This window comes from Nocardiopsis potens DSM 45234 (assembly GCF_000341105.1).
GTDB classification, from domain to species: domain Bacteria; phylum Actinomycetota; class Actinomycetes; order Streptosporangiales; family Streptosporangiaceae; genus Nocardiopsis_A; species Nocardiopsis_A potens.
Genome location: NZ_ANBB01000059.1, coordinates 74,746 through 96,793, shown reverse-complemented (window position 1 = coordinate 96,793; position 22,048 = coordinate 74,746). Strand labels below are relative to the sequence as shown.

General features: G+C 72.7%; 22 protein-coding genes and 1 tRNA gene. 11 read left to right on the top strand and 12 right to left on the bottom strand.

What is annotated here, in order from left to right:
• Positions 1-181 precede the first annotated feature (181 nt).
• Positions 182-1,642, bottom strand: a complete 1,461-nt coding sequence (locus tag D459_RS0124150) for a cellulase family glycosylhydrolase (protein ID WP_017595578.1) — start codon at positions 1,640-1,642, stop codon at positions 182-184.
• Between the two features lie 63 nt (positions 1,643-1,705).
• Here D459_RS0124150 and D459_RS0124145 point away from each other — a divergent pair, with 63 nt between their 5' ends.
• Both D459_RS0124145 and D459_RS0124140 read left to right on the top strand, forming a co-directional pair.
• Positions 1,706-2,185: a hypothetical protein gene (locus tag D459_RS0124145; RefSeq protein WP_017595577.1), complete on the top strand. Its 480-nt coding sequence runs from the start codon at positions 1,706-1,708 to the stop codon at positions 2,183-2,185.
• 9 nt (positions 2,186-2,194) lie between these two features.
• On the top strand, positions 2,195-2,920 hold the full coding sequence (locus tag D459_RS0124140) for an adenosylcobinamide amidohydrolase (protein ID WP_017595576.1): 726 nt from the start codon (positions 2,195-2,197) through the stop codon (positions 2,918-2,920).
• A 1,213-nt stretch (positions 2,921-4,133) separates the two neighbouring features.
• Here the strand turns inward: D459_RS0124140 and D459_RS0124135 are convergent.
• Both D459_RS0124135 and D459_RS35940 read right to left on the bottom strand, forming a co-directional pair.
• The gene (locus D459_RS0124135) at positions 4,134-4,466 is read right to left on the bottom strand and encodes a hypothetical protein (protein WP_017595575.1); all 333 of its coding nucleotides are present in this window, start codon (positions 4,464-4,466) and stop codon (positions 4,134-4,136) included.
• The gene (locus D459_RS35940; RefSeq protein WP_017595574.1) at positions 4,463-4,636 is read right to left on the bottom strand and encodes a hypothetical protein; all 174 of its coding nucleotides are present in this window, start codon (positions 4,634-4,636) and stop codon (positions 4,463-4,465) included. Before D459_RS35940 ends, D459_RS0124135 begins: the two co-directional genes overlap by 4 nt.
• 190 nt (positions 4,637-4,826) lie before the next feature.
• On the opposite strand from D459_RS35940, the gene D459_RS0124125 reads away from it, so the two are divergent.
• From D459_RS0124125 to D459_RS0124115, 3 genes are all read left to right on the top strand, one after another.
• Positions 4,827-5,693 carry a helix-turn-helix domain-containing protein gene (locus D459_RS0124125; RefSeq protein ID WP_017595573.1) on the top strand — a complete coding sequence of 289 codons (867 nt, stop codon included), beginning with the start codon at positions 4,827-4,829 and terminating at the stop codon, positions 5,691-5,693.
• A complete protein-coding gene (locus tag D459_RS0124120) occupies positions 5,686-5,871 on the top strand; it encodes a DUF397 domain-containing protein (protein ID WP_017595572.1) in 186 nt (61 codons plus the stop codon). Before D459_RS0124125 ends, D459_RS0124120 begins: the two co-directional genes overlap by 8 nt.
• 183 nt (positions 5,872-6,054) lie before the next feature.
• A complete protein-coding gene (locus D459_RS0124115; RefSeq protein WP_017595571.1) occupies positions 6,055-6,255 on the top strand; it encodes a DUF397 domain-containing protein in 201 nt (66 codons plus the stop codon).
• Positions 6,256-6,383: 128 nt separating this feature from the next.
• Here D459_RS0124115 and D459_RS0124110 read toward each other — a convergent pair whose 3' ends face one another.
• From D459_RS0124110 to D459_RS0124100, 3 genes are all read right to left on the bottom strand, one after another.
• Positions 6,384-7,079: a vitamin K epoxide reductase family protein gene (locus D459_RS0124110; RefSeq protein WP_017595570.1), complete on the bottom strand. Its 696-nt coding sequence runs from the start codon at positions 7,077-7,079 to the stop codon at positions 6,384-6,386.
• Entirely contained in the window at positions 7,076-7,735 is a 660-nt protein-coding gene (locus D459_RS0124105; RefSeq protein ID WP_017595569.1) for a DsbA family protein, read from the bottom strand. Before D459_RS0124105 ends, D459_RS0124110 begins: the two co-directional genes overlap by 4 nt.
• A gap of 80 nt (positions 7,736-7,815) precedes the next feature.
• Positions 7,816-8,271: a hypothetical protein gene (locus tag D459_RS0124100; RefSeq protein WP_017595568.1), complete on the bottom strand. Its 456-nt coding sequence runs from the start codon at positions 8,269-8,271 to the stop codon at positions 7,816-7,818.
• 138 nt (positions 8,272-8,409) lie between these two features.
• On the opposite strand from D459_RS0124100, the gene wrbA reads away from it, so the two are divergent.
• Complete coding sequence (gene wrbA / locus D459_RS0124095; protein WP_017595567.1) at positions 8,410-9,027, top strand: NAD(P)H:quinone oxidoreductase; 618 nt, start codon at positions 8,410-8,412, stop codon at positions 9,025-9,027.
• Positions 9,028-9,123: 96 nt separating this feature from the next.
• Here the strand turns inward: wrbA and D459_RS0124090 are convergent, their stop codons facing one another.
• On the bottom strand, positions 9,124-10,122 hold the full coding sequence (locus D459_RS0124090) for a LacI family DNA-binding transcriptional regulator (protein ID WP_020380319.1): 999 nt from the start codon (positions 10,120-10,122) through the stop codon (positions 9,124-9,126).
• Between the two features lie 212 nt (positions 10,123-10,334).
• Here D459_RS0124090 and D459_RS0124085 point away from each other — a divergent pair, with 212 nt between their 5' ends.
• Together D459_RS0124085 and D459_RS0124080 are read left to right on the top strand one after the other, a co-directional pair.
• A complete protein-coding gene (locus D459_RS0124085) occupies positions 10,335-11,672 on the top strand; it encodes a NupC/NupG family nucleoside CNT transporter (protein ID WP_017595565.1) in 1,338 nt (445 codons plus the stop codon).
• A 31-nt stretch (positions 11,673-11,703) separates the two neighbouring features.
• Positions 11,704-12,795 (top strand): adenosine deaminase, encoded by a 1,092-nt coding sequence (locus tag D459_RS0124080; protein WP_017595564.1) that lies wholly within the window; start codon positions 11,704-11,706, stop codon positions 12,793-12,795.
• Here the strand turns inward: D459_RS0124080 and D459_RS0124075 are convergent.
• Positions 12,785-13,360: a TetR/AcrR family transcriptional regulator gene (locus tag D459_RS0124075; RefSeq protein WP_017595563.1), complete on the bottom strand. Its 576-nt coding sequence runs from the start codon at positions 13,358-13,360 to the stop codon at positions 12,785-12,787. The genes D459_RS0124080 and D459_RS0124075 overlap by 11 nt on opposite strands.
• 77 nt (positions 13,361-13,437) lie before the next feature.
• Between D459_RS0124075 and D459_RS0124070 the strand changes: the two genes are divergently transcribed.
• Positions 13,438-14,382 (top strand): DMT family transporter, encoded by a 945-nt coding sequence (locus D459_RS0124070; protein WP_017595562.1) that lies wholly within the window; start codon positions 13,438-13,440, stop codon positions 14,380-14,382.
• Between the two features lie 59 nt (positions 14,383-14,441).
• On the opposite strand, the gene D459_RS0124065 is transcribed toward D459_RS0124070, so the two are convergent.
• Positions 14,442-16,382, bottom strand: a complete 1,941-nt coding sequence (locus D459_RS0124065) for a serine hydrolase domain-containing protein (RefSeq protein WP_017595561.1) — start codon at positions 16,380-16,382, stop codon at positions 14,442-14,444.
• Between the two features lie 301 nt (positions 16,383-16,683).
• On the opposite strand from D459_RS0124065, the gene D459_RS0124060 reads away from it, so the two are divergent.
• Positions 16,684-17,763, top strand: coding sequence for a hypothetical protein (locus D459_RS0124060; protein ID WP_017595560.1), 1,080 nt, complete (start codon positions 16,684-16,686; stop codon positions 17,761-17,763).
• 43 nt (positions 17,764-17,806) lie between these two features.
• Complete coding sequence (locus D459_RS35935) at positions 17,807-18,325, top strand: hypothetical protein (RefSeq protein WP_017595559.1); 519 nt, start codon at positions 17,807-17,809, stop codon at positions 18,323-18,325.
• 109 nt (positions 18,326-18,434) lie between these two features.
• On the opposite strand, the gene D459_RS0124050 is transcribed toward D459_RS35935, so the two are convergent.
• From D459_RS0124050 to gyrA, 3 genes are all read right to left on the bottom strand, one after another.
• Positions 18,435-18,508 (bottom strand) — tRNA-Ile (locus D459_RS0124050).
• Positions 18,509-18,682: 174 nt separating this feature from the next.
• On the bottom strand, positions 18,683-19,279 hold the full coding sequence (locus tag D459_RS37100; RefSeq protein ID WP_081620689.1) for a DUF3566 domain-containing protein: 597 nt from the start codon (positions 19,277-19,279) through the stop codon (positions 18,683-18,685).
• A gap of 132 nt (positions 19,280-19,411) precedes the next feature.
• Positions 19,412-22,003, bottom strand: coding sequence for a DNA gyrase subunit A (gene gyrA / locus D459_RS0124040; protein WP_017595557.1), 2,592 nt, complete (start codon positions 22,001-22,003; stop codon positions 19,412-19,414).
• Positions 22,004-22,048: the final 45 nt, after the last annotated feature.

Sequence of the window (22,048 nt, the reverse complement as noted above, 5' to 3'; positions counted from 1 at the left end):
CCCCGCCCACCCTCTTCAGCTCCGCTGATCGGGTGTTCGTTCCGGCCTCAGAAGACCGCCGCCGGATCCGCCCTTTCCAGGGCCGCTCCTGGCGACTCGGACGACTATAGCGGCCCTTCCGGGATGCTCCAAACGGAGCGATCGCCGCCGGGCCGCGCCGCCCGGCCGGCCATCGAGCCGGTCACTCCGGGGTGACGGTGAGGGTGTGCTCCGTCCCCGGTTCGGCGGAGTCGGTCTCCACGGAGAGGATGCGCAGTCCGCCGTCCCAATCCGCGGATTCGGGCTCTGCGCGAGAGCCGGCGGATTCCACCGCGAGGTCGAACCCGTCGGGGAAGACCGTGTCCGGCAGATACAGCTCGGTCGGCCCGGACACCCCTTCCTCCTCCGTGAAGCGGACGGTCAGCGCGGGGGCTTCGGGGTCGTAGTCGATCTCCACCGGCCGTCCGGCGATCGCCCGGGGGTAGGGGCGGTTCATCGTCTCGGCGAGCGGGCCGGGGGCGAGGGACTCGTCCATCCACGGGCCCCACCCGTCGTGGTCGTTGGACCAGTAGGCGCGGCCGGCGGCCATCCGCTCGGTCTCGGTGAGCATCCGGGCGACATAGTCGGTGGCCCCCTCGCCCGACATGTCGAGGCCGAACTCGCCGAGGACGATCGGGGCCTCCAGGCGCTCCGCCGTGGTGCGGACGCTGTTCGACCACTGCTCGATGCCGGCGTCGATCCGCCCCTGGGAGGCGCCGGCGTACGGTTCGCCGAGGTCCATCGGGAGCGGGTAGGCGTGCGGCGCGTAGACGATGCGCGGCTCCCCGTTCCGCGGGTCGTCCAGGTGGGGGAGGGCGGAGGGCAGGCCCCAGTTGACGCCGACCGCCTGGCCTTCGACGAAGAGCCAGGCGTCCTGGTCCACCTCGCGGATCCGCGCGATGGAGGTGCGGTAGAGGTCGGCGAGCGGGCCGGCCTCGAAGGCGGGACCCTGGAGGCTGCCGCCGAACGGCTCGTTCATCAGGTCGTAGCCGATGACGGCCGGCTCGTCGGCGAACCGGTCGGCGACGTGCCGGAGGGCGGCGGCGTAGGCGTCCATCAGCTCGGGGTGCTTCCCGGTGGTGTTCCAGAAGTTGTCGAAGGCGCGGACCGTTCCCGGCTCCAGGTACACCAGCTCCCACATGTCCTGCCGGGCGACGGGGAGGCCGTCGGTGTGGGTGGCCCATTCCGGGGCGCCGTTGCCGGAGTGCTCCTCCGGGCTGGTGTAGCGCCCGTAGAGGTCCTGGTGCATGTCGAGCAGCACGTGGTAACCGCGCTCGGCGTACCAGTCGACGCGCTCGGCGACGGCGTCCAGGTACTCCTCGTCGTAGGCGCCCTGCTCCGGTTCGACCGCCTGCCACTGGATCAGGAAGCGGACGAAGTTGGTGCCGGTCTCCTCGTACTCGCGCTGCACGGCGTCCTCGGTGATCCAGGGCAGGTGCTCCGGGTCGTCCTTGGCCGAGCCGGAGGTGTTGAAGCCGTGCAGGAAGAGGGCGCGCCCCTGGTCGTCGGTGAGATAGCGCGGGGGACCGGGCTCGATCCGGGTGGCCGAGGCGGCGGTTCCCGCGACGAGCACCAGGGCGGCGAGCAGGACCGGGAGGCGCAGGCGCCGGGGGAGACGCTTCATCTCTCGTTATCTCCTGGGGGATCGGACTACCCGGATGAGACGTGCGTCACTATCATGCAAAACATGAATCTTCTTCGCAATGGCCCCGCCGCTCCCGCCGTCGCCGCTGTTGCGTTCCTGCTCTGCCTGGCCTTCGGGAGCACGGCGTTCACCACCTGGCTCGCGCCCCGGGCCTCGTGGCTGCTGCTGCCCTCGGCGCTGGGCGCCCCGTTCGGGCTGCCCGGGGTGCGGCTCGACGCGGTGGCCCTGGCCGCGGTCGCGCTGCTGGTCGTCCTCGCCGCGCTGTGGACGGCGCGGGCGGCGCGGCTCCGCCCGGAGGCGGGGCCGGTGCGCAGCGCGCTGTCGGGGTGGGCCGCGGTGCTGGTCGGCGCGGCGGCCGGCAACGCCCTGCGCGGACTCGCGGACGCGGCCGCGATGGGGCTCGGGCCGCTGGGCTGGCTCGGCTTCGCCGTCGGGGGGCTGCTCAGCGGGCTGGCCTGGGGGGCGGCGCTCGGCTGGACCGCGGGTGTCGCCGCGGCGGCGCTGCGCGGCCGCACGGGTTAAAGTCTCCGCGTGCGCAAGTCGACCGAGGCCGGCAGGAACGGACTCCCGCGCGGGGAGCTGCTCCGCCCGGTGCTGCACCGGCGGCGGGAGGGCGGGCGGACGCTCGCCTCCGCGGTCTGGAAGGCCGGGCCGGGGTGGAGGATGCTCTCCTCCGGGGTGCTCGGCGGCGGGCTGGGGGAGCGGGCCTTCGTGCTCAACGCCCAGGTCGAGGGGGATTACCGGCGCATCGATCCGGCCGCGCACCTGGCGGAGATCGCGACTTCTGCGCGGATGCGCGGGCCGGGGGTCGGGATGATGACCGCGGCGGACGTGACCGGGGCCCGGCTCGGCGCCGACGGGGGAGTCGAGGCGCTGGCCACGGTCGGGATCGGCCGCCCCACCTGGGCGGCGGACGCCGCCGAGCTGGACGAGGCGCGGCTGGACTCGCCGCTGGCCGGACCGCCGCCCGGCACGATCAACATCGTGGTCGCGGTCCCGGTTCCGCTCTCCGACGCCGCGCTGGTGAACCTGGCCGCCACGGTGACCGAGGCGAAGGTCCAGGCGGTGATGGAGGCCGGCTTCGCCTGCACCGGGACCGCTTCCGATGCGATCTGCCTTGCCTGCCCGATGGACGACGGCGCGCACGCGCCCGACCCGTTCGGCGGCCCCCGCTCCCGCTGGGGCGCCCGCGCCGCCCGCGCGGTCCGCGCGGCGGTCTACGAGGGAGCCCTCCAGGACGCGGCCCGCCGCGGCTGAGCGAGGAGAGAGCGGCCGACCCGACCCCGCAGGGCGGTTGATCTTGGCGTTGTTGCCGTCTCAGAGCCCTTGTCCTCAAGTGGTCGTCGCAACGAGGACCTCGGGGAGGGGCGAGGGAGGGGAGGAGGACCGGTCGGTCGGGCGGGCGCGGCGCCCCACGGAGTGACGGTTCAGGCCGGCGGCGACGGCAGGCAGGGGGACCGGCCGGTCGGTCGGGTGCGGCGCCCCACGGAGTGACGGTTCAGGCCGGCGGCGACGGCAGGCAGGGGGACCGGCCGGTCGGTCGGGTGCGGCGCCTCGCGGAGCGGAGGTCCAAGCGGGCGGCGACGGCAGCGGTAGGGGCGGGCGCCTCGCCCGGGCGCGGCGCCTCACGGAACGGGGGTTCAAGCAGGCGGCAAGGGCGGAGTGGGCGGGCGCCACGTTCGCCGGTCAGGCCCGCGCCCACCAGGGTGGCCTTATCTCATATGCCCGGTTCGTGGCGGGGATCGGGCGGGAGCAGGGGCGCCCTGCGCACCTCCGCAGCGCCCCGATTACATCTACCAGCGAGTAGTGAGCCCCGAAGCCCCCGTTCCCCCCTCTCCGGTTACCCGGAGTGGCCAAGGCGGGCCCTCTCGGCAGGACAAAAGCGGCATCTCGCCCCCGCCTCTGCTCCTCCCTGGTTTCGGGCCCCTGCTTTGCGGCCTTGCGGGCGGCTCGAACCCCTCACCACCGGCCCGATCGGGGCAGTTCAGGCCTGCCGGGGGCCGATCCGGGCCGGGATGCGCGCTCGGGAATCACCGGGGTGCTCTCGCGGTGCGCCGGGCACCCCACCCCGCCATCACCCTGCGTATTCACCCAGGTCGGAGAGGTGCGGCGGTTTCAGAGGCGGCCGGCCCCGGCGCCCCGACCGCCCCTCCCTGCTCTGCCGCACACGACCGACCAGCCGGTCCCCACCGCCGCCCCCGCCGCCGGCCTGAACCCCGACCCCGTGGGGCGCCGCGCCGACCGACTGGCCGGTCCCTCACCCGCCCTCGCCGCCCGCTTGAACCCCGCCCCGTGAGGCGCCGCGCCCGGGCGGCCGCCTGCGCGCCCCGGCCCTTCCCTTGCCGTCACCGCTGGTTTGGACCTCGACCCCGTGGGGCGACGTTGTCCGCGCAGTGCTGGAGTTCCAGGTGGACGGCGGGGTTCGAGGGCCCGTGCGGCCCCCTCTCGCCGCACGGGCCCGGTCCGGGGGTCAGGGGAGGAGGGTGCCCATGGCGCTGCGGCATGCCACCTCGAACACCTGCGCGCACTTCCGGCAGACCTTGGCGTGGCCTTCGATGACGACGGCCTGGAGGTCGAGCTCGGCCGGCAGCTGGGGGAGCGGGGCGGCGATGTGTTCGCGGAGGCCGAGCGCCTCGCTGTGCGGGAGGGTGCGGGCGAACACTGCGTGCACGAGGAGCTCCTCGTGGCCGCGCCCGGTGCGGAAGAAGGTCCACCCGCGGGGGCCGAAGGCTTCGCGCAGCTCGGGGCAGGGGTGCCGGTCGGGCGAGGCGGTGACGGACCTGCGCCGGCGCGGGGCGGTCATGCGGCCATCCCCCATTCCAGGACGCGCCGGGACCCGGCGAGCGGCTCGGCCCGGAGCACCCGGTCGAGGTGGCCGAGCGACGGGCCGGTCACGATGCGGAGACCGCGACGGGCGTAGCGGCGGCCGTCGGGGAGGACGCCGAACTCCCACTCCGGCCACCGGATGCGCATCGGGTGCGAGGTCGGTACGCGTTTCCGGAGACCGGGCCGCCCCCAGCCCCTACTTTTGACACGTGAAGCCTGCATGTGATCAGTCCTTCACTTACAGTTCCCAAGTGCCAATAGATTGACATGCAGACTGCAGATTTTCAACCCTTATTTTGCAGACTGCAGAATTTGATTTCGCTCTAGACTTGCGGGCATGCGCAGAGTCCACAGCCCCACCGTCCGCCTGCGGCGGCTCGCCGGAGAGCTTCGCCGGCGGCGGGAGCACGCCGGTCATCAGATCACCGACGCTGCGAAGACCCTCGGCTGGTCCGGGACGAAGCTCGGCCGGTTCGAGGCCGCAGAGACCCGTCGGATCAAGTCGGCAGACCTCGATGCGCTTCTCGACCTGTACAAGGTGGACGACCCCGCCGAGCGCGAGGCGCTGCACCAGCTCGCGCGCGATGCCAAAGATCGGGGGTGGTGGTCGCAGTACAAGGGGGTCTTCACCGACCAGCTGCCCGACTTCGAGGCCGAAGCGTCGGCGATCCGCACCTTCGAGCCGCAGGTGATCCCGGGACTGCTGCAGACCCCGGAGTACGCCGAGGCGGTGATCCGCGGCGGGCAGGCGCATGACGATGAGGCGATCACGGCGCGGGTCGCCGCCCGGATGGAGCGGCAGCAGATCCTCAACCGGCACGACCCGCCGGAGTACTGGGCGATCATCGACGAGGCCGCGCTCCGGCGCCCGATCGGTACGCCCGAAGTGATGAGCGCACAGCTGCGCCACCTCGTGCGAATGGCGACGCGAGAGGGCGTGACGGTCCAGGTCCTCCCGTTCGCAGCCGGGTCCCACGCCGCTAACATGGGCGCGCTCGTGATCATGGACTTCGCCGAGCCCCTCGACCCGAGCATCGCCTACACCGAAACGTATGCGGCTAGCCTGATCCTGGAGCGGCCGGAGGAGGTCGCGCGGTTCACCCGGGTGTTCGCACACGCATCGGCGAGCGCGCTCCCCGGGGCCGAGTCCGTCGCGTTCATCAGAGACGTCGCGCAATCGCTAGGAAGTAGTGCCGATGAGTGACCCCCTGACCTTCCGCAAGTCGAGCTACAGCGGCAGCGGAAACAACTGCGTCGAGGTCGCCGACCTGCCCAGCGGCGCTGCGGTGCGCGATTCGCAGAACCCCGGTGCCGGGCATCTCCGGTTCGCCGCCGACGAGTGGTCGGCGTTCCTCCGCGAGGTCAAGGCCGAGCGGCTCTGACCGCCCGGTAGACACACCGACGGCCCCCGGAAGGATCTCCGGGGGCCGCGGTGCATCTGAAACAACCCCAAGGGGTCGTCCACTGTATTCCACTGCCTGCTGAGCGGACGGCGAACTGGGATGATGAGCATGTATTTGCCCCGGACAGCTCCTGAGCGGCCTCATCGACTAAGGACCCGCCGAATGCGATCCCGATCCCGTACCCACCTGAAGTTCCGCAAGTCCTCCTACAGCGGTGCGCGCACCGAAGGGTGCGTCGAAGTCGCCGACCTCCCGGACGGCGCCGCCGTTCGAGACACCCAGAACCGGAATCTCGGCCACATCGGGTTCGGAGGGACCGAGTGGCAGGCCTTCCTCCGCTCTGTGAAGAACAGGGCCCTATGACCCTCGCAAACGCGGACGGCCCCGGCTGCTGAGCCGGGGCCGTCCGCGTTGCATTACCTGATGCAATCCCGGAAGGAGCCTACCTTCCGTTCGAGGCCCTCGGAAGGAATCCGAGGGCCTCGAACGCATCAGATGAGCGTGCTCCAGTAGCTCCAGAACGCCTGGCCGATGGCGGCGATGACGAGTACGTACCAGACGGTGAGCACCACCGTGTGGTTGCGGATCAGCACCCCCGCAGCCGAGCGGGCCCCCTTGGGGAGGGGGATTCGGCCGGTGCGGACGTTGTCCAGGGTGGTGTAGGTGAAGATCGGGATCATCACCGTCCAGACCACCATGCAGTACGGGCAGAGCGCCTTGATCTCGTACAGACTCTGGAAGATCAGGTAGTGCACGAACCCGATGCCGAACAGCACACCCGCCTGGAGGCCGATCCAGAACCAGCGGCCGAACCTCGCGCCGGACAGCATCGCCATGCCGATCGTGGTGACGACCGCGAACGCCCCGATGCCCAGGAACGGGTTGGGGAAGCCGAACACCTCCGCGGTGGGGGTGTCCATCACCGTCCCGCAGCTGAGTACCGGGTTGATGCTGCAGGTCGGCACGTAGGCGCTGTCCCGCAGGGTGTTGATCTTCTCCACCGCCAGGGCGAACGCGGCGAGCACGCCGATCGCGCCGCCGATCGCGAGCAGCCAGGGCAGCGCGCGGCCGATGATCGGCGTCTCCTCGGCCGCCGGTCCGGCGGAGGCCGGAACGGCCTCGGCGGGGGAGGCGGCCGGCCCGCCGGAGGGCGGGACGCCCTCGGCGGGGGAGCGGCCGGCGGTCACGACTCCAGCTCCTTGTCGATGACCCGGCTCAGCTCCTTCTCGCTGGGCATCGAGGACATCGGCAGGCCGTTGACGAAGATGGTCGGGGTGCCCGACACCCCGGCCTCGGTGCCGTCCGGGATGTCGGCCTTGATCCGCTCCAGGACCTCCGGGTCCTGCATGTCCTGGGTGAACTGCTCCACGTCGAGCCCGAGCTCCTCGGCGTAGCCGACGAACACCTGCGGGGTGGGCTCGCTCGCCCCGGCCCACTCCTGCTGGGTCTCGAAGAGCTTGGAGTACATCTCGTCGAAGGCGTCCTGCCGGGCGGCGGCCTCCGCCGCGGCCGCGGAGGCCTCGGCGTTGACGTGGCCGGGCAGCGGGAAGTAGCGGATCACGAAGTCGATCCGCCCCTCGTACTTCTCCTTGATGTCCTCCATCACCGGGTACTGCTGCCCGCAGGCCGGGCACTCGAAGTCGAGGAACTCGACGACGGTGACCTTCGCGTCCTCGTTCTTCTCCAGGTAGTGGCTGTTCTCCCGGACCAGGAGCTCCTCGGGGACCCGCTCGGCCGCGGCCGAGCCGGTGTCGCCGGTGGCGGCCCGGACCACGGCGAACACGCCGAAGCCGAGGGCCAGTACGAGCAGGAGTCCGAGGGTGATGCTGAGATTTCTGGTCATGTCCTCACCAGGGTCGGTCGTTTCGACGGAGTTCGACTGGTGATGGCGCGCCGGCCCGCGGGGACGCGGCGCGCAGACCTCTAGACCCTCTGGATGCAGAGGGTGGTGAGCAGCCGGAAGCCGCTGGGGCGCCAGATGTGGGCGGGGGCGCGGGCCGGCGGCGGCCGCCGGAACCGCGGCGCCGTCCAGAGCGCGCCGCCCAGCGCCACGCTGAACAGCAGGAAGAGCATGACCGCGGTGGAGCCGGTGCGGTGGTCGCTCGGCGCCTTGCCCCCGCTGTCGGCCCCGGCCGGGCCGAACGGGCTCGCCACCGCCTGCCCGGCGTCGCAGCTCGCCGAGTGGTCGCCGTCCTGATCGGTCTGGGCGCCGGGGTCCGCCGGTGCGGCGGCGCCCGCCTCCGCGACGGCCCGGGCCTCCTGCGCCTCGGCCGCGGCGGCCAGGCAGACGATGCAGACGCAGTGCAGCGCGAGCGCGACGATCAGGGCGACCGCCCAGATCGGGCGCGCCCTCCGCCGGCTCCGCAGCAGCGTCTTCACGGCGCACAGGTTACCCCGGCCCGCCCGATATGCCTCCGGTCACATCCACCCCGTTCCTCTGGCGCGGGAATAAACCACGAGGCATTATCTTTCTAGGAAGCAGTCACCGAACGCGACCTTTCGAAGGGTGCACCGAACATGAGCGAGACCGTCAAGCTCAGCGTCATCTACTACTCCTCGACCGGCACGATCAGCACGATCGCCCGGGAGATCGCCGAGGCCGCTGAGAAGGAGGGCGCCGAGGTGCGGCTGCGCAAGGCCGCCGAGCTCGCCCCGGAGGCCGCGATCCAGAGCAACCCGGCCTGGGCCGCCAACGCCGAGGCCACCAAGGACATCGCCGAGGCCGCCGCGGACGACGTGGTCTGGGCCGACGCCGTGATCTTCGGCTCGCCGACCCGCTACGGCAACATCGCCTCGCAGCTCAAGCAGTTCATCGACACGCTCGGCCCGCAGTGGGCCCAGGGGCTGCTGGCCGACAAGGTGTACAGCGGGTTCGCGTCCTCCGCCACCCTGCACGGCGGCCAGGAGAGCACCCTGCTGGCGCTGTCGAACACCTTCTACCACTTCGGCGGGATCATCGTTCCCCCCGGCTACACCGACGCCAGCAAGTTCGCCGACGGCAACCCGTACGGCACCTCGCACGTGGACGGCCAGGGCAACCTGCCGGTGGACGACACCACCCGCACCGCCGCCCAGGTCCAGGCCAAGCGCGTGGTCCGGATCGCCGGTGCGCTCAAGTCCGGCGGGAGCCTCTGACCCGGCCGGGTCCCCGCGAAGGGGGAGGAGAGGAGTGAAGAAGGCTCCTCACCTCCCCCTTTTTCTGCAACGCGGGGGAGGGGAGGGCCGGGGAGATCAGCGGGCGGTGGAGGCGCGGGCCACGAGCTCGGGGACGACCGCCACCCGCCGGTTCGGCTCCGCGCCGCCCTCCAGCATGCCGATGACGGTGCGCAGCGCCTCGGCGGCGAGCCGGTCCTGCGGCTGGCGGACCGTGGTGAGGGCCGGCTCGGCCAGCGCGGCGAAGGGTATGTCGTCGAACCCGCCGACCATCACCTCCGCCGGCACCCGGACGCCGCCCGCGGACAGCTCCCGGAGCACGCCCAGCGCGATGGTGTCGTTGCCGCAGACCACGCCGTCCGGCAGCGGCGCCCCTCCGTCCAGCAGCCGGCGCGCGGCGGCGCGGCCCCATTCCAGGCTGAAGTCGCCGAGCAGCACCCGGTCGGCCGGTCCGGGGCAGCGCGCGGAGGCCCGCCGGTACCCGTCCAGCCGCGCCCGCGCCGAGGAGTCGGTCGGCTCGGAGCCGATGTAGGCGAGGCTGCGCGCCCCCTGCTCCACCAGGTGGTCGACCAGGCGCAGGATGCCGGCCCCGTTGTCCACGCCGACCCAGCTCGCGGTGGTGCCGTCCACGCTCAGGTCGAGCTGGACCGCGGGCACCCGGCGCGCCGCGGCCTCGAACGCCTCCCGGCTCCGCTCCTGGTGGCAGGGGATCACGACCAGCGCGTCGACCTGCCGGTCCAGCAGGGTGCGCAGCCGCCGGGCCTCGGCCTCGGGGTCGTAGTGCGAGGTGGCCAGGAGCAGGCAGCGGTCGCCCAGCTCGGCCTCCCGCTCGACCTCCTCCACCAGGGTGGAGAAGAACGGGTTGGAGATGAGCGGCACCACCATGCCGATGGTGCGCGTGGTCCGGCTGCGCAGCGCCGCGGCGACCGCGTTCGGCTTGTAGTCCAGCTCCTCGGCGGCGCGCAGCACCGCCTCGCGGTTGGCCTTGCGGACGCCCCGTCCTCCGGAGAGCGCCCGGGAGGCGGTCGCGACGGACACACCGGCCCGCTCGGCGACCTGCTTGATGGTGACCGACACCACACCCCTCCTCGGAACCCGCCGCGGGGCGGGCTTTCAGAAACCGTTTTCCTTGACGGCGAGCGACCTCTCCGAACCCTGCTCTACCCCTGCAGTAAGGGGTTCACCAGCTGTCTTACGATGATCTGTGAAGCACACCCGGGCTTGACAAAAGTTGTAACACACCTGGAGTGTGCTAGATCTCGGTAATCGTTTACAAGAAGGGAGGGGGCATGGACGTGACCAACGTGCTCTGGGGCATCGGCGGGATGGCGGTCATCCTCGCCATCGCGTTCGCCTTCTCGACCGACCGCCGCGCGATCAAACCGCGCACGGTCATCGGCGCCCTGCTCGCCCAGGTCGTCTTCGCCATCGTCGTGCTCTACTGGGAGCCCGGCAAGGCAGCACTGCAGGCCCTCTCCCTCGGGTTCCAGTCGCTGATCGACGCCTCCGGCGAGGGGATCGCCTTCCTGTTCGGCAGCCTCCTGCCGGAGGAGGGCACCATCTTCGCCTTCCAGGTGCTGCCGGTGGTCATCTTCGTCTCCTCGCTCACCGCGGTCCTGTACCACCTGCACATCCTGCAGTGGGTCGTGAAGATCATCGGCGGCGGCCTGCAGTGGCTGCTCGGCACCGGCAAGGCCGAGTCGATGAACGCCACCGCCAACATCTTCCTCGGCCTGACCGAGGCCCCCCTGGTGATCCGGCCGTACCTGAGCCGGCTCACCCGCTCCGAGCTGTTCGCGGTGATGGTGGGCGGCCTGGCCACCGTGGCCGGCAGCGTGCTGGTCGGCTACTACCTGCTCGGCGCGAGCATGGAGTACCTGATCGCGGCCTCCTTCATGGCGGCCCCGGCCGGCCTGCTGATGGCCAAGATCATGCTGCCCGAGACCGAGAAGAGCACCGCGGGCGAAGTGCTCGAGGTGAAGACCGCCGTCGGCGGCGGTCCCGCCGAGGTCACCGACGGCGAGGGCGCCGGCTCCGCCGGCGGGGAGAAGGCCGAGGACGGCAAGGCCGCCGCGGCCTCCGAGGCTCCCGCCGCGGAGGAGGACGAGCGCCCGCACAACGTCATCGACGCCGCCGCCCGAGGCGCCTCCGAGGGCCTCAAGCTGGCGCTGAACATCGGCGCCATGCTGCTCGCCTTCGTCTCCCTGGTCGCCCTGCTCAACATGGGCCTCGGCGCGATCGGCGGCCTGTTCGGCATGGAGGACCTGAGCTTCCAGAAGGTCCTCGGCTGGATCTTCTCCCCGCTGATGTTCGCCATCGGCGTGCCGTGGGACGAGGCGGTCACCGCCGGCGGCTTCCTCGGCCAGAAGCTGGTGCTCAACGAGTTCGTGGCCTTCATGGACTTCACCCCGCAGATCGCCGAGCTCTCGGACAAGACGGTCGCCATCGTCACCTTCACCATCTGCGGCTTCGCCAACATCGGCTCGATGGCGGTGCTCCTCGGCGGCCTCGGCGGCCTGGCGCCCAACCAGCGCAAGGCCATCGCCAAGCTGGGGCTGCGCGCGATCCTCGCCGGAACCCTGGCCAACCTGCTCAGCGCCGCCATCGCCGGAATCCTGATCGGTTAGCCCCCGCCCCCGCCCGGAGAAGGAAGCTCCCATGCACGTCCCGACCCCCGAAGAGATCCGACGCGCCCCCAAGGTGCTGCTCCACGACCACCTGGACGGCGGGCTGCGCCCGTCGACCGTGGTGGAGCTGGCCGCGGAGGCCGGCTACACCGGCCTGCCCGCCACCGACCCGGAGGAGCTCGGCCGCTGGTTCACCGAGGCCGCCGACTCCGGTTCGCTGGAGCGGTACCTGGAGACGTTCTCGCACACCGTCGGGGTGATGCAGAGCCGCGAGGCGCTGGTGCGGGTGGCCGCCGAGGCCGCCGAGGACCTGGCCGCCGACGGGGTCGTCTACGCCGAGGTCCGCTACGCCCCGGAGCTGTTCCAGGAGGGCGGGCTCTCGCTGGACGCCATCGTGGAGGCGGTGCAGGAGGGTTTCGCGGAGGGGGAGCGGCGCGCCGCGGCGGCCGGCGCCCCGATCCGGACCGGGACCCTGCTCTGCGCGATGCGGCAGAACGCCCGGGCCGGCGAGATCGCCGAGCTCGCGGTCCGGTACCGCGACGCCGGCGTGGCCGGGTTCGACATCGCGGGCCCGGAGGCCGGCTTCCCGCCCACCCGCAACCTGGACGCCTTCGAGTACCTGCGGCAGCAGAACGCGCACTTCACCATCCACGCGGGTGAGGCGTTCGGGCTGCCGTCCATCTGGGAGGCGATCCAGCACTGCGGGGCCGAGCGGCTCGGGCACGGGGTGCGCATCGCCGACGACATCGCGGTCGCCGAGGACGGCACCGCGAAGCTGGGCCGGCTCGCGTCCTACGTGCGCGACCGGCGGATCCCGCTGGAGATGTGCCCGACCTCCAACGTGCAGACCGGGGCGGCCGCCTCCATCGCCGAGCACCCGATCGACCTGCTGCGCCGGCTGCGGTTCCGGGTCACCGTCAACACCGACAACCGGCTGATGGGCGGCACCTCGATGTCGAAGGAGTTCGGCGTGCTGGCCGACGCCTTCGGCTTCACCCTGGCCGACATGCGGTGGCTGACGCTGAACGCGATGAAGTCGGCGTTCCTCCCCTTCGACGAGCGGCTCGCGCTGATCGACGAGGTCATCAAGCCGGGCTACCGGGAGCTCGGCCTCACCGGCTGAGCAGGTCCCCGGCGACGCGGCGGGCGGTGCGCACTGCGGTGCGCACGCCCGCCGTGTTGTATGCGACCACCGCCCCCTCGTGCAGCACCAGCAGGGCGTCCGCGGTCTCCTCCGGGTCGGCGGCGCCGGCCTCCGCGGCCAGGCCGAGGAAGAGCTCTCGGGTCCACCGCTTCTGCTCGTGGGCGACGCGCAGCCCGGGGTGGTCCGGGTCGGTCAGCTCCACGCAGGCGTTGACCATGGCGCAGCCCCGCGGGTCCAGCCCCTCCATCCACGCCTCCAGCGCGTCGAAGACGGCCAGCGCCCGCTCGCGCGGGCCCTCCGCGGCGGCGGTGTACTCGCCGACCCAGGCCCGCCAGCGCCGGTCCCGGGCGGCCAGGTAGGCGGCGACCAGCGCGTCCTTGGAGCCGAACCGGTCGTAGACGGTCTTCTTGGTGACCCCGGCCTGGTCGGCGATGAGGTCCATGCCGACGGTGTTGATGCCCCGCTCGTAGAAGAGCCGGGACGCGGTGTCCAGCACCCGGCGCCCGGCCGGGGTGAGCGGCCGCTCCGTTCCGGTGGCGGTCATCCTCGCTGCCTCGCTTCCGCTCTCGGGGTGCTTCGGGTGCACTGCGAGTATACCGACCGGTGTGGTTACTTGGGCGCATGTTCCGTTCCCCTCCCCTTCCGCGCACCGTCCCCACCGCCCTGCTCGGCGCCGGGCTCGTGGCCGCCTGGAGCTCCGGCTTCATCGGCGCCGAGCTGGGCACCGGCGAGGCCTCCGCGACCACCCTGCTGGCCTGGCGGTTCATCGCCGTCACCGCGGTGCTCGGCGGCTGGGCGCTGCTCCGCCGCCCGCGGATCCCCCCGCGCGAGCTGGCGCTGCACACCGGCATCGGCGCGCTGGCCCAGGCCGGCTACCTCTACGGGGTGGTCGCCGCCGCCGAGCACGGCGTCGCCGCGGGCACCAGCGCGCTGATCGCCGCCCTGCAGCCGATCGCGGCCGCGGCGCTGGCCGCCCCGCTGCTGGGGGAGCGGGTGACGCCGCGCCGCGCCGGCGGGCTGGCGCTGGGGCTGCTCGGCGTCGCCCTGGTGGTCGGCTCCGACCTGTCCGCCGGCGGCACCGCCCCGGCCTGGGCCTTCCTGCTGCCGCTCGCCGCGATGCTCTCCCTGGTCGCCGCCTCGGTGCTGGAGCGGCGCACCCGCCCCCGGGCGTCGGTCACCGACGCCCTCACCGTGCAGTGCGCCGTCTCCGCGGTGCTCTTCACCGGGCTGGCCGGCGCCACCGGCTCCCTGGCCCCGCCCGCCGACCCGGCCTTCTGGGCCGCGGTCGCCTGGGTCGTGGTGCTCTCCACCTTCGGCGGCTACGGCCTCTACTGGGCGGTGCTGGCCCGCACCGGCGTCACCCGGGTCTCCGCCCTGCTCTACCTGACCCCGCCGACCACCATGCTCTGGGCCTGGCCCATGTTCGGCCAGGTCCCGGGCCCGATGTCCCTGGCCGGCCTCGCGGTCTGCGCGGCGGCGGTCGCCCTGATCGGCACCGGCCCCCGGCCCCGGACCCCCGCGAAGCGGCCCGCACCGCCCTGCGGGGCCTCCGCCCCGAACGGGTAGCCGCCGGGGCCGGCGGGGGCGGGGTCCCGCCCCCGCCGGCCCCGGCCGGGGCGCGCGGGTCAGCCCGGGACCGGGGACCAGACCAGGCCGTAGAAGGCGGCGATGGACAGGAACACCGCCGAGGCGAGCACCACGGCCGAGTAGTGCACCCGGCCGAGCCTGCTCCACCAGCCGCGGCGCCAGGCGGGGACGGCGGCGGCCACGGCGACCGCCGCGAGCGGGACGGCGGCGGCGAGCGGCAGGACGAGCAGCGGCGATCCGGTGAACAGCAGCGCCTCCAGCAGCTCGATCCGGACCAGGAGGTAGCCGACGAAGGCGGTGAACCCCGTGCAGGCGGCCGCGGCGAGGCCGGCCGCCAGGAGCGCGGCCCGGGAGCCGCGCGGTGCCGCGGTCCGGCGGCCGCGCAGCCGCCGGACCGCGCCGGCCGCCGGCCACACCAGGGCGGAGGCCATCACCGGCAGTGCGGCGCCGGCCGCCGCTAGGTGCAGGTTCGGCTGCCCGTACCAGGGCACCCGCCGGTAGGCCTGGGTCGGGTTCTCGTCGAAGCCGAGCCCGGCGACCGCGCCGTCCTCCTCGATGAACACCAGGGTGCCGCCGTTCCCGCCGTCCTCCCGGTAGAGCCCCGGCTCCACCGGGATCCAGCGCCGATCCGGGAGCGCGGGGCTCTCGGTGCGCAGCGCCCCGCCGCCGTCCTCGACCACCGACACCTGGTCCAGCGCCACCTTGAGCGAGGCGGCGTCGCCCCTGCTGGTCCGGGTGGTCACGTAGGTCCCGGTGTAGCGGTCCGGGTCGGCGCCGGCCGCCCCGGTCCCGTCCGCCCGGTCGGTGCCCGCCCCGGTGAACTCGGCCAGGAAGTCGTGCACGACCAGGGCGCGCATGTCGTTGATCGGGTCGTCGCCGTCGCCGTCCCCGTTGACCGCGACGTAGACGCCCACGCCCTCCTCGGGGACCAGGGCGTACTCGGTGTGCAGGCCGCCCAGGTCGCCCCCGTGCCCCACCGTGCGCGGGGAGCCGGCGGACCGCTCCCAGGTCCCGTACCCGCTCCCGGTGAGCCGGGGCTCGTTGGCGGCCTGCCGGTCCAGCATCGCCTCGACCGCCCCGGCGGGCAGCACCCGCTCCCCGTCCAGCTCGCCGCCGCCGAGCAGCGCGAGCATGAACCGGGACATGTCGGTGACCGGGGCGAAGGCGCCGCCCGCGGGCTCGGCGGCGAGCACCGGGCCGCGGTCCGGGGCGTTCCCGTCCGGGGTCATCCGGTACAGGGTGGGCACCGGGAACCGCTCGGCGGCGTCCGCCCCGTCGGTGAAGGCGCTGCGGTCCATCCCGAGCGGTTCGAACACCAGCTCCCGGGCGGCGTCGGCGAAGGGCTTCCCCTCGGCCTCCTCCACGACGACGCCGAGCAGGTCGTACCCGTAGTTCGAGTAGGCGCTGAACCGGCCCGGCGGTTCGACCCGGTCCGGCTTCGGCACCGTGCGGAGCCGCTCGGCGGCGGACTCCTCGGCGTAGTCGGACACCGCCGTCCCGACCACGGCCTCCTCCAGCCCGGCGGTGTGGGTGAGCAGGTGGTGCAGGGTGACCGGGTCGCCGGGGTAGGCGTCGTCGATGCGCAGGTCCTCCGGCAGGTACCCGTTCACGTCGGCGTGCAGGTCGAGCCGGCCCTCCTCGGCCAGCCGCAGCACCGCCAGCGCGGTGAAGCTCTTCGCCACCGACGCGGTGGGGAACGCCGCCTCCTCGGCGACCACCGGCTCCCCCGTCTCCAGGTCCGCGACGCCGTACCCCTGCGCGAAGACCTGCTCGCCCCCGGCGACCACGGACACCGCCGCGCCGGGCACGTCGAACTCCTCCAGCAGCTCCGGCACCCGCCGGTCCAGGAACGCCCGGACGCCCTCCTCGTCGACCCGGGGCGGCCCGGGGTCCTCCTCCGCCGCGGCCGGCCCGGCACCGGCGGCGAGCACCAGTACGGCTCCGAGCGCGGACGCGGACCGGCCGATCGATCGCCACATCTCATTCCTCCGTGGGTTCGCCGGCCTCCGACGCTACGGAGAAGGGGCGCCGGAGTCCCTGGCCCTGGGGCCCGACCCCGGGGTGGGGCGGAGGCCACCCCCGGAGTGGCCGCCGGCCCACCCCGGCCGGACCGCGCCGCTCCGCGCGGCCGGCCGGGAACGCGGCCCCGGGAACACCGGAGGCCCCTGGGTCCTCTCCCGTGCGCCCGTTGGGTCCGGAGGCTCAAGACGCCCGGGGAGGACCCCGCATAGCGTTCCCCCGTACTCACCGGGGACGATCGCGGCGGAATCGAGGAAATCCATGCTCCGGACCCCTTCTTCTGCCGACCGGGGCGCGTCCGCGACCGAATACGCGGCCGGACTGCTGGTGGTGGCCGCGATCACCGCGACGGTCTTCACCTTCGACGTGCCCGAGCGGGTCACCGGACTCTTCGACGCCGGCCTGAGCTGCATCGAAGACGGGACCGAAGGCCGCGCGGAGTGCGACGGCACCGGCACGGCCGCCGGCGGCGGGGGCGGCGAGGGGCAGGACGGCTCGGACGAGCTCGGCGACGTGCGCCCGATGCACGTGCCGCCCGAGCCGTCCGACCCCTACGGCTCCGACGGCCTGGGCGAGGTCGGCCCCGCGGAATCGCTCGATTTCGGGCAGATCCCCTCCTACCCCATCCACTACGACGACGTGGCGGCCCTGGACTCCGCGATGGAGTGGGGTTCGAAGAAGGCCGACTGCAACTGGTTCGTCCGCGGAATGAGCGGGGGGATATGCCCGGAGGAGCGGCGGGACATGGACGTGGCCACAGAGGCCCTGATCCACGCGAAGGCCGCTCAGGCCGGCCCCTCTCCGCAGGCCGGGAAGCTGCTCGAGCACTACCTCGACAACTCGGGCGAGGACTACGAGATGGACGTGGACGACTTCATGGAGGAGGTCCCCGCGTTCAAGGAGCAGTTCGGAAAGGACCAGGGCGAAGTGGGCCGGGCGGCCGTCGCCAAGGCCAAGGAGGAGGGGATCGGGCCCGGCGACGGCCCGGTGACGATCCCGGTGCGGACGGAGTACAACACCTGGGGCCGGAAGCCCGGGACCGCCGAGCCCATGTACGGCGGCGACTGGTGGCGGGGGCTGGGCAGCTTCGGCTACAGCCAGGTGGGGCAGGTCGACGTCTACCCCCCGGACGAGCCGGGCGGGGAGTGGAAGTACGTCGCCAAGACCCAGCCGGAGATCAAGAAGTACTACAACTGGGACCGGGACTCCGAGGGCGAGGCCATCACCGGGGCGACCTACTCCGAGAAGGAGCTGTCCAGCCTGCACCTGCGCGGCATGGCCCAGGAGTTCTGGGTCCAGGGCCGGGGGACCACCCAGTTCACCGAAGGTACCGTGGGCTGACCCGCCCCCGGGGAAGCACCGCCGTCACGAAGGAGAGTGAGCCTTGCGCCGCCCGTTCGTCCTCGCTCCGCCGATCCTGGCGGCGTCGCTGGCGCTCACCGCCTGCGGCGGCACCCCCTCCGGCGACGAGGAGCCGTCCCCTTCCCCCTCCGCCCCTTCGCCGGTCGGCGACGAGGAGCGCATCACCCAGGTCACCGGGCTCGAACTCCCCGAAGACGCCGCCGGTTTCACCCTCACCGAGAACGGCGAGACGCCCGACGAGGACGCGCCGCGCCCCGACGAGGGCGAGCTCGGCTACGTCCTGGAGGCGACCTTCACCACCGCCCCCGACCGCGTCGAGGCGTTCTGCACCGCGCCGGGCATGGGCATCTACCCCGACCCCGAGGGGCCCGGCGCGGACCTGCTCGAAACCTTCGGCATGGACGAGGCCGAAACCGTCGACGGCAGCGTGCACTGCCGGGGCGCCGAACCGGAGGCGGGCAAGGTGCAGCGGGAGGTACTGGTGCTCTACCCGGACGAGGACACCGCCGCCGTGCACGTCCTGGCCTACGCGGTGGAGTGACCCCTCCTCCGCGGAGCCGCGGCCCCGCCCCGGTCGCCCGGCGGCGCCGGGGGGGCGGCCCTGGTCGCGGGCATGAGAAAAGGCCCCCGTACGGGAGCCTTTTCGCGGGTGGGCGTACCAGGACTTGAACCTGGGGCCTCATCCTTATCAGGGATGCGCTCTAACCGACTGAGCTATACGCCCGCGTTCCGAGTGGAACTCTACCGCATCCGGGCGGTACCGGCGAACCGGATGACGCCGGTGGAGCGGGGGAAGCGGCCCGGTGCGGGCCTCTGTCCGGGACCCAGTCTAGCGCGGTCCCGGGGGTGCCCGGTCCCGCTCCGCGGGGGAGGGGGACCGGGGCGGGGGAGGGGTGCCTCACTCCGACTCGGTGAGGGTGACGTCGATGCCGCCGACCAGGTCCGCGGCGAGGTTGTAGAGCATCGCGGCGACCGTGGACAGCGCCGTGATCAGCACGATGTTCAGCGCCCCGATCAGGCCGGTGTAGCCCAGCACCCGGGCCGGGGAGAACCAGCTCGCCGGGTCGATCGGGACCTCCTCGCCCTCGCCGCCCTCGGTCAGGGCGGTGAGCATGCCCGCCAGGGCGTCGAAGACGCCGAGGCCGGACAGGATCGCGTAGACGACGGCCACCGCGACGAAGAGCACGATGAAGCAGACCAGCGAGATGACGAAGCTGAACTTCATCACCGACCAGGGCTCGATCCGGCTGACGCTCAGGTGCGCCTTCCGGGTCGCCTTGACGGCCTTGGCCGCCTTGCCGGACCCTTTGCCGGCCGCCTTGGGCGCCTTGGCCGCCGGGCCGGGTGCGGGCCTGCTCTCGTCCGATGACGGTGCCGCCATGGGCTCCCCCTGCCCCTCCTGCTTCGACTCGGCCGGCTCAGCCGACTCCGGCTCAGCAGCCTCCGCTTCCGGGGCCGGCACGGCCTCGGAGTCTTCTTTCGTCTTGTCCGACATAGCCACGTTACCGTTGGACTTTCCGTTGGCGGGTGGAAAAAGGGGGACGGTGCGGGGGTCGCGCTACAGCGCGCGGAGGGGCGGCCTCGGCCGCACCCTCCGCACACCACGTTAGCCCCGCGGGGCACCTCGTCAGGACTCCGCTTCGGTTCCCTCACCGCCGGAGGCGCCGGCCTCCGGGCCCTCGGGGGCCCCGGCGGACTCCGCGGCCTCGGACTCGGCCGCCTCGGACTCGCCGTCGTCGGCCTCGGCGTTCCGGGCCACCGCCACCACGTGGTTGCCCTCGCCCAGGTTGACCAGGCGGACGCCCATCGTGGCCCGGCCGGACTGCTTGATCTCCGCACTGCGGGTGCGGATCACCCCGCCGGCCGAGGTGATCGCGAACACCTCGTCCTCCTCGGGGTGGACCATGGCGGCGCCGACCAGCTTGCCGCGGGCCTCCACGATCTTCGCGGTCAGCACGCCCTTGCCGCCCCGGTTCTGCACCGGGTACTGGTCGGACGGGGTGCGCTTGGCGTACCCGCCCTCGGTGGCGACCAGGACGTCGGCCGGGCCGTCGGAGTCCCGGATGACGTCCATGCTGAGCAGGTGCGCGTCCTCGGTGAAGCGCATCCCGATCACGCCGCTGGTGGCGCGGCCCATCGGGCGCAGCGACTCGTCCGAGGCGCTGAATCGGATGGCCTGGGCGTCGCTGCTGATCAGCAGGAGGTCGTCGGTGGGGAAGACCAGCCGGGCGGCGATCAGCTCGTCGTCGTCGCGGAGGTTGATCGCGATGATGCCGGCCGAGCGCGCCGAGTCGAAGTCCTCCAGCCGCGACTTCTTCACCAGGCCGTCGCGGGTCGCCAGCACCAGGTACGGCGCGACGTCGTACCCGCGCAACGCCATGACCTGCGCGATCTCCTCGTCGGGCTGGAACTCCAGCATGTTGGCGACGTGCTGGCCGCGGGCGTCCCGGGCCGCCTCGGGCAGCTCGTAGGCCTTCGTCCGGTACACCCGGCCCTTGTTCGTGAAGAACAGGATCCAGTTGTGCGTGGTGGTGACGAAGAAGTGCTGGACGATGTCGTCCTGCTTGAGCTGGGCGCCGCGGACGCCCTTGCCGCCGCGCTTCTGCGCCCGGTAGTTGTCCAGCCGGGTGCGCTTGGCGTAGCCGCCGCGGGTGATGGTGACCGCGACGTCCTCCTCGGCGATGAAGTCCTCCATCCGCATGTCGCCCTCGAACGGGACGATGTGCGTCCGGCGGTCGTCGCCGTACTTCTCCACGATCTCGGCGAGCTCCTCGCGGATGATCGCGCGCTGCCGGGCCGGCGAGGCGAGGATGTCGTTGTAGTCCGCGATCTGCGCCATCAGCTCGTCGTACTCGGCGGTGAGCTGCTGCCGCTCCAGGGCGGCCAGCTTGCGCAGCTGCATGTCGAGGATGGCGCGGGCCTGGACCTCGTCGATCTCCAGCAGGTTCATCAGGCCGGTCTTGGCCTCGTCGGCCGAGGCGCTGGCCCGGATCAGCGCGATCACGTCGTCGATCCGGTCGATCGCGCGGAGCAGCGCGCGCAGGATGTGCGCCCGCTCCTCGGCCTTGCGCAGCAGGTACCGGGTGCGCCGGACGACGACCTCGATCTGGTGCGCCACCCAGTGCCGGATGAGCTGGTCCAGGCGGAGGGTGCGGGGCACCCCGTCCACCAGGGCCAGCATGTTCGCGCCGAAGGTCTCCTGCAGCTGGGTGTGCTTGTACAGGTTGTTCAGCACGACCTTGGCGACCGCGTCCCGCTTGAGCACGATGACCAGGCGCTGGCCGGTGCGGCCGCTGGTCTCGTCCTTCACGTCCGCGATGCCGCTGACCTTGCCGTCCTTGACCAGCTCGGCGATCTTGACCGCGAGGTTGTCCGGGTTGACCTGGTACGGCAGCTCGGTGACGACCAGCACCTGCCGGCCCCGGGAGTCCTCGTCCACCTCGACCACGGCGCGCATGGTGATCGAGCCGCGCCCGGTCCGGTAGGCCTCCTCGATGCCGCGCCGGCCGACGATCCGGCCGCTGGTCGGGAAGTCCGGGCCCTTGATCCGCTCGATCAGGGCCTCGAGCAGCTCCTCGTCCTCGGCCTCCGGGTTCTCCAGGAACCAGTTGACGCCGTCGGCCACCTCGCGCAGGTTGTGCGGCGGGATGTTGGTGGCCATCCCGACCGCGATCCCGGAGGAGCCGTTGACCAGCAGGTTGGGGAAGCGCGCCGGGAGGACCTCGGGCTCGGAGGAGCGGCCGTCGTAGTTGGGGCGGAAGTCGACGGTGTCCTTCTCGATGTCCCGCAGCATCTCCATGGCCAGCGGGGCGAGCTTGCACTCGGTGTAGCGCATCGCCGCCGCCGGGTCGTTGCCCGGCGAGCCGAAGTTGCCGTTCCCGTCGACCAGCGGCATCCGCATCGACCAGGACTGGGCGAGCCGGACCAGGGTGTCGTAGATCGCGCTGTCGCCGTGCGGGTGGTAGTTGCCCATCACGTCGCCGACGACGCGGGCGCACTTGAAGTAGCCGCGGTCGGGGCGGTAGCCGCCGTCGTACATCGCGTAGAGCACCCGCTGGTGCACCGGCTTGAGGCCGTCGCGGACGTCGGGCAGCGCCCGGCCGACGATGACCGACATCGCGTAGTCGAGGTAGCTGCGCTGCATCTCGACCTGGATGTCGACCGGTTCGACGCGCTGGCCGCCGCCCTCCGGGGCCTCCGGGGTATTCGCATCCGTCACTGGATGTCGAACCTTTCTGGTGAGTCCTTCGCTGACGTCGTGTCG

Excerpts from the sequence above, each read along its gene's own strand:
- D459_RS0124150 (WP_017595578.1), bottom strand. The coding sequence starts at position 1,642 with ATGAAGCGTCTCCCCCGGCGCCTGCGCCTCCCGGTCCTGCTCGCCGCC.
- D459_RS0124145 (WP_017595577.1), top strand. The coding sequence starts at position 1,706 with ATGAATCTTCTTCGCAATGGCCCCGCCGCTCCCGCCGTCGCCGCTGTT.
- D459_RS0124135 (WP_017595575.1), bottom strand. The coding sequence starts at position 4,466 with ATGACCGCCCCGCGCCGGCGCAGGTCCGTCACCGCCTCGCCCGACCGG.
- D459_RS35940 (WP_017595574.1), bottom strand. The coding sequence starts at position 4,636 with ATGCGCATCCGGTGGCCGGAGTGGGAGTTCGGCGTCCTCCCCGACGGC.
- D459_RS0124125 (WP_017595573.1), top strand. The coding sequence starts at position 4,827 with ATGCGCAGAGTCCACAGCCCCACCGTCCGCCTGCGGCGGCTCGCCGGA.
- D459_RS0124120 (WP_017595572.1), top strand. The coding sequence starts at position 5,686 with ATGAGTGACCCCCTGACCTTCCGCAAGTCGAGCTACAGCGGCAGCGGA.
- D459_RS0124115 (WP_017595571.1), top strand. The coding sequence starts at position 6,055 with ATGCGATCCCGATCCCGTACCCACCTGAAGTTCCGCAAGTCCTCCTAC.
- D459_RS0124105 (WP_017595569.1), bottom strand. The coding sequence starts at position 7,735 with ATGACCAGAAATCTCAGCATCACCCTCGGACTCCTGCTCGTACTGGCC.
- wrbA (WP_017595567.1), top strand. The coding sequence starts at position 8,410 with ATGAGCGAGACCGTCAAGCTCAGCGTCATCTACTACTCCTCGACCGGC.
- D459_RS0124085 (WP_017595565.1), top strand. The coding sequence starts at position 10,335 with ATGGACGTGACCAACGTGCTCTGGGGCATCGGCGGGATGGCGGTCATC.
- D459_RS0124080 (WP_017595564.1), top strand. The coding sequence starts at position 11,704 with ATGCACGTCCCGACCCCCGAAGAGATCCGACGCGCCCCCAAGGTGCTG.
- D459_RS0124075 (WP_017595563.1), bottom strand. The coding sequence starts at position 13,360 with ATGACCGCCACCGGAACGGAGCGGCCGCTCACCCCGGCCGGGCGCCGG.
- D459_RS0124070 (WP_017595562.1), top strand. The coding sequence starts at position 13,438 with ATGTTCCGTTCCCCTCCCCTTCCGCGCACCGTCCCCACCGCCCTGCTC.
- D459_RS0124065 (WP_017595561.1), bottom strand. The coding sequence starts at position 16,382 with ATGTGGCGATCGATCGGCCGGTCCGCGTCCGCGCTCGGAGCCGTACTG.
- D459_RS0124060 (WP_017595560.1), top strand. The coding sequence starts at position 16,684 with ATGCTCCGGACCCCTTCTTCTGCCGACCGGGGCGCGTCCGCGACCGAA.
- D459_RS37100 (WP_081620689.1), bottom strand. The coding sequence starts at position 19,279 with ATGTCGGACAAGACGAAAGAAGACTCCGAGGCCGTGCCGGCCCCGGAA.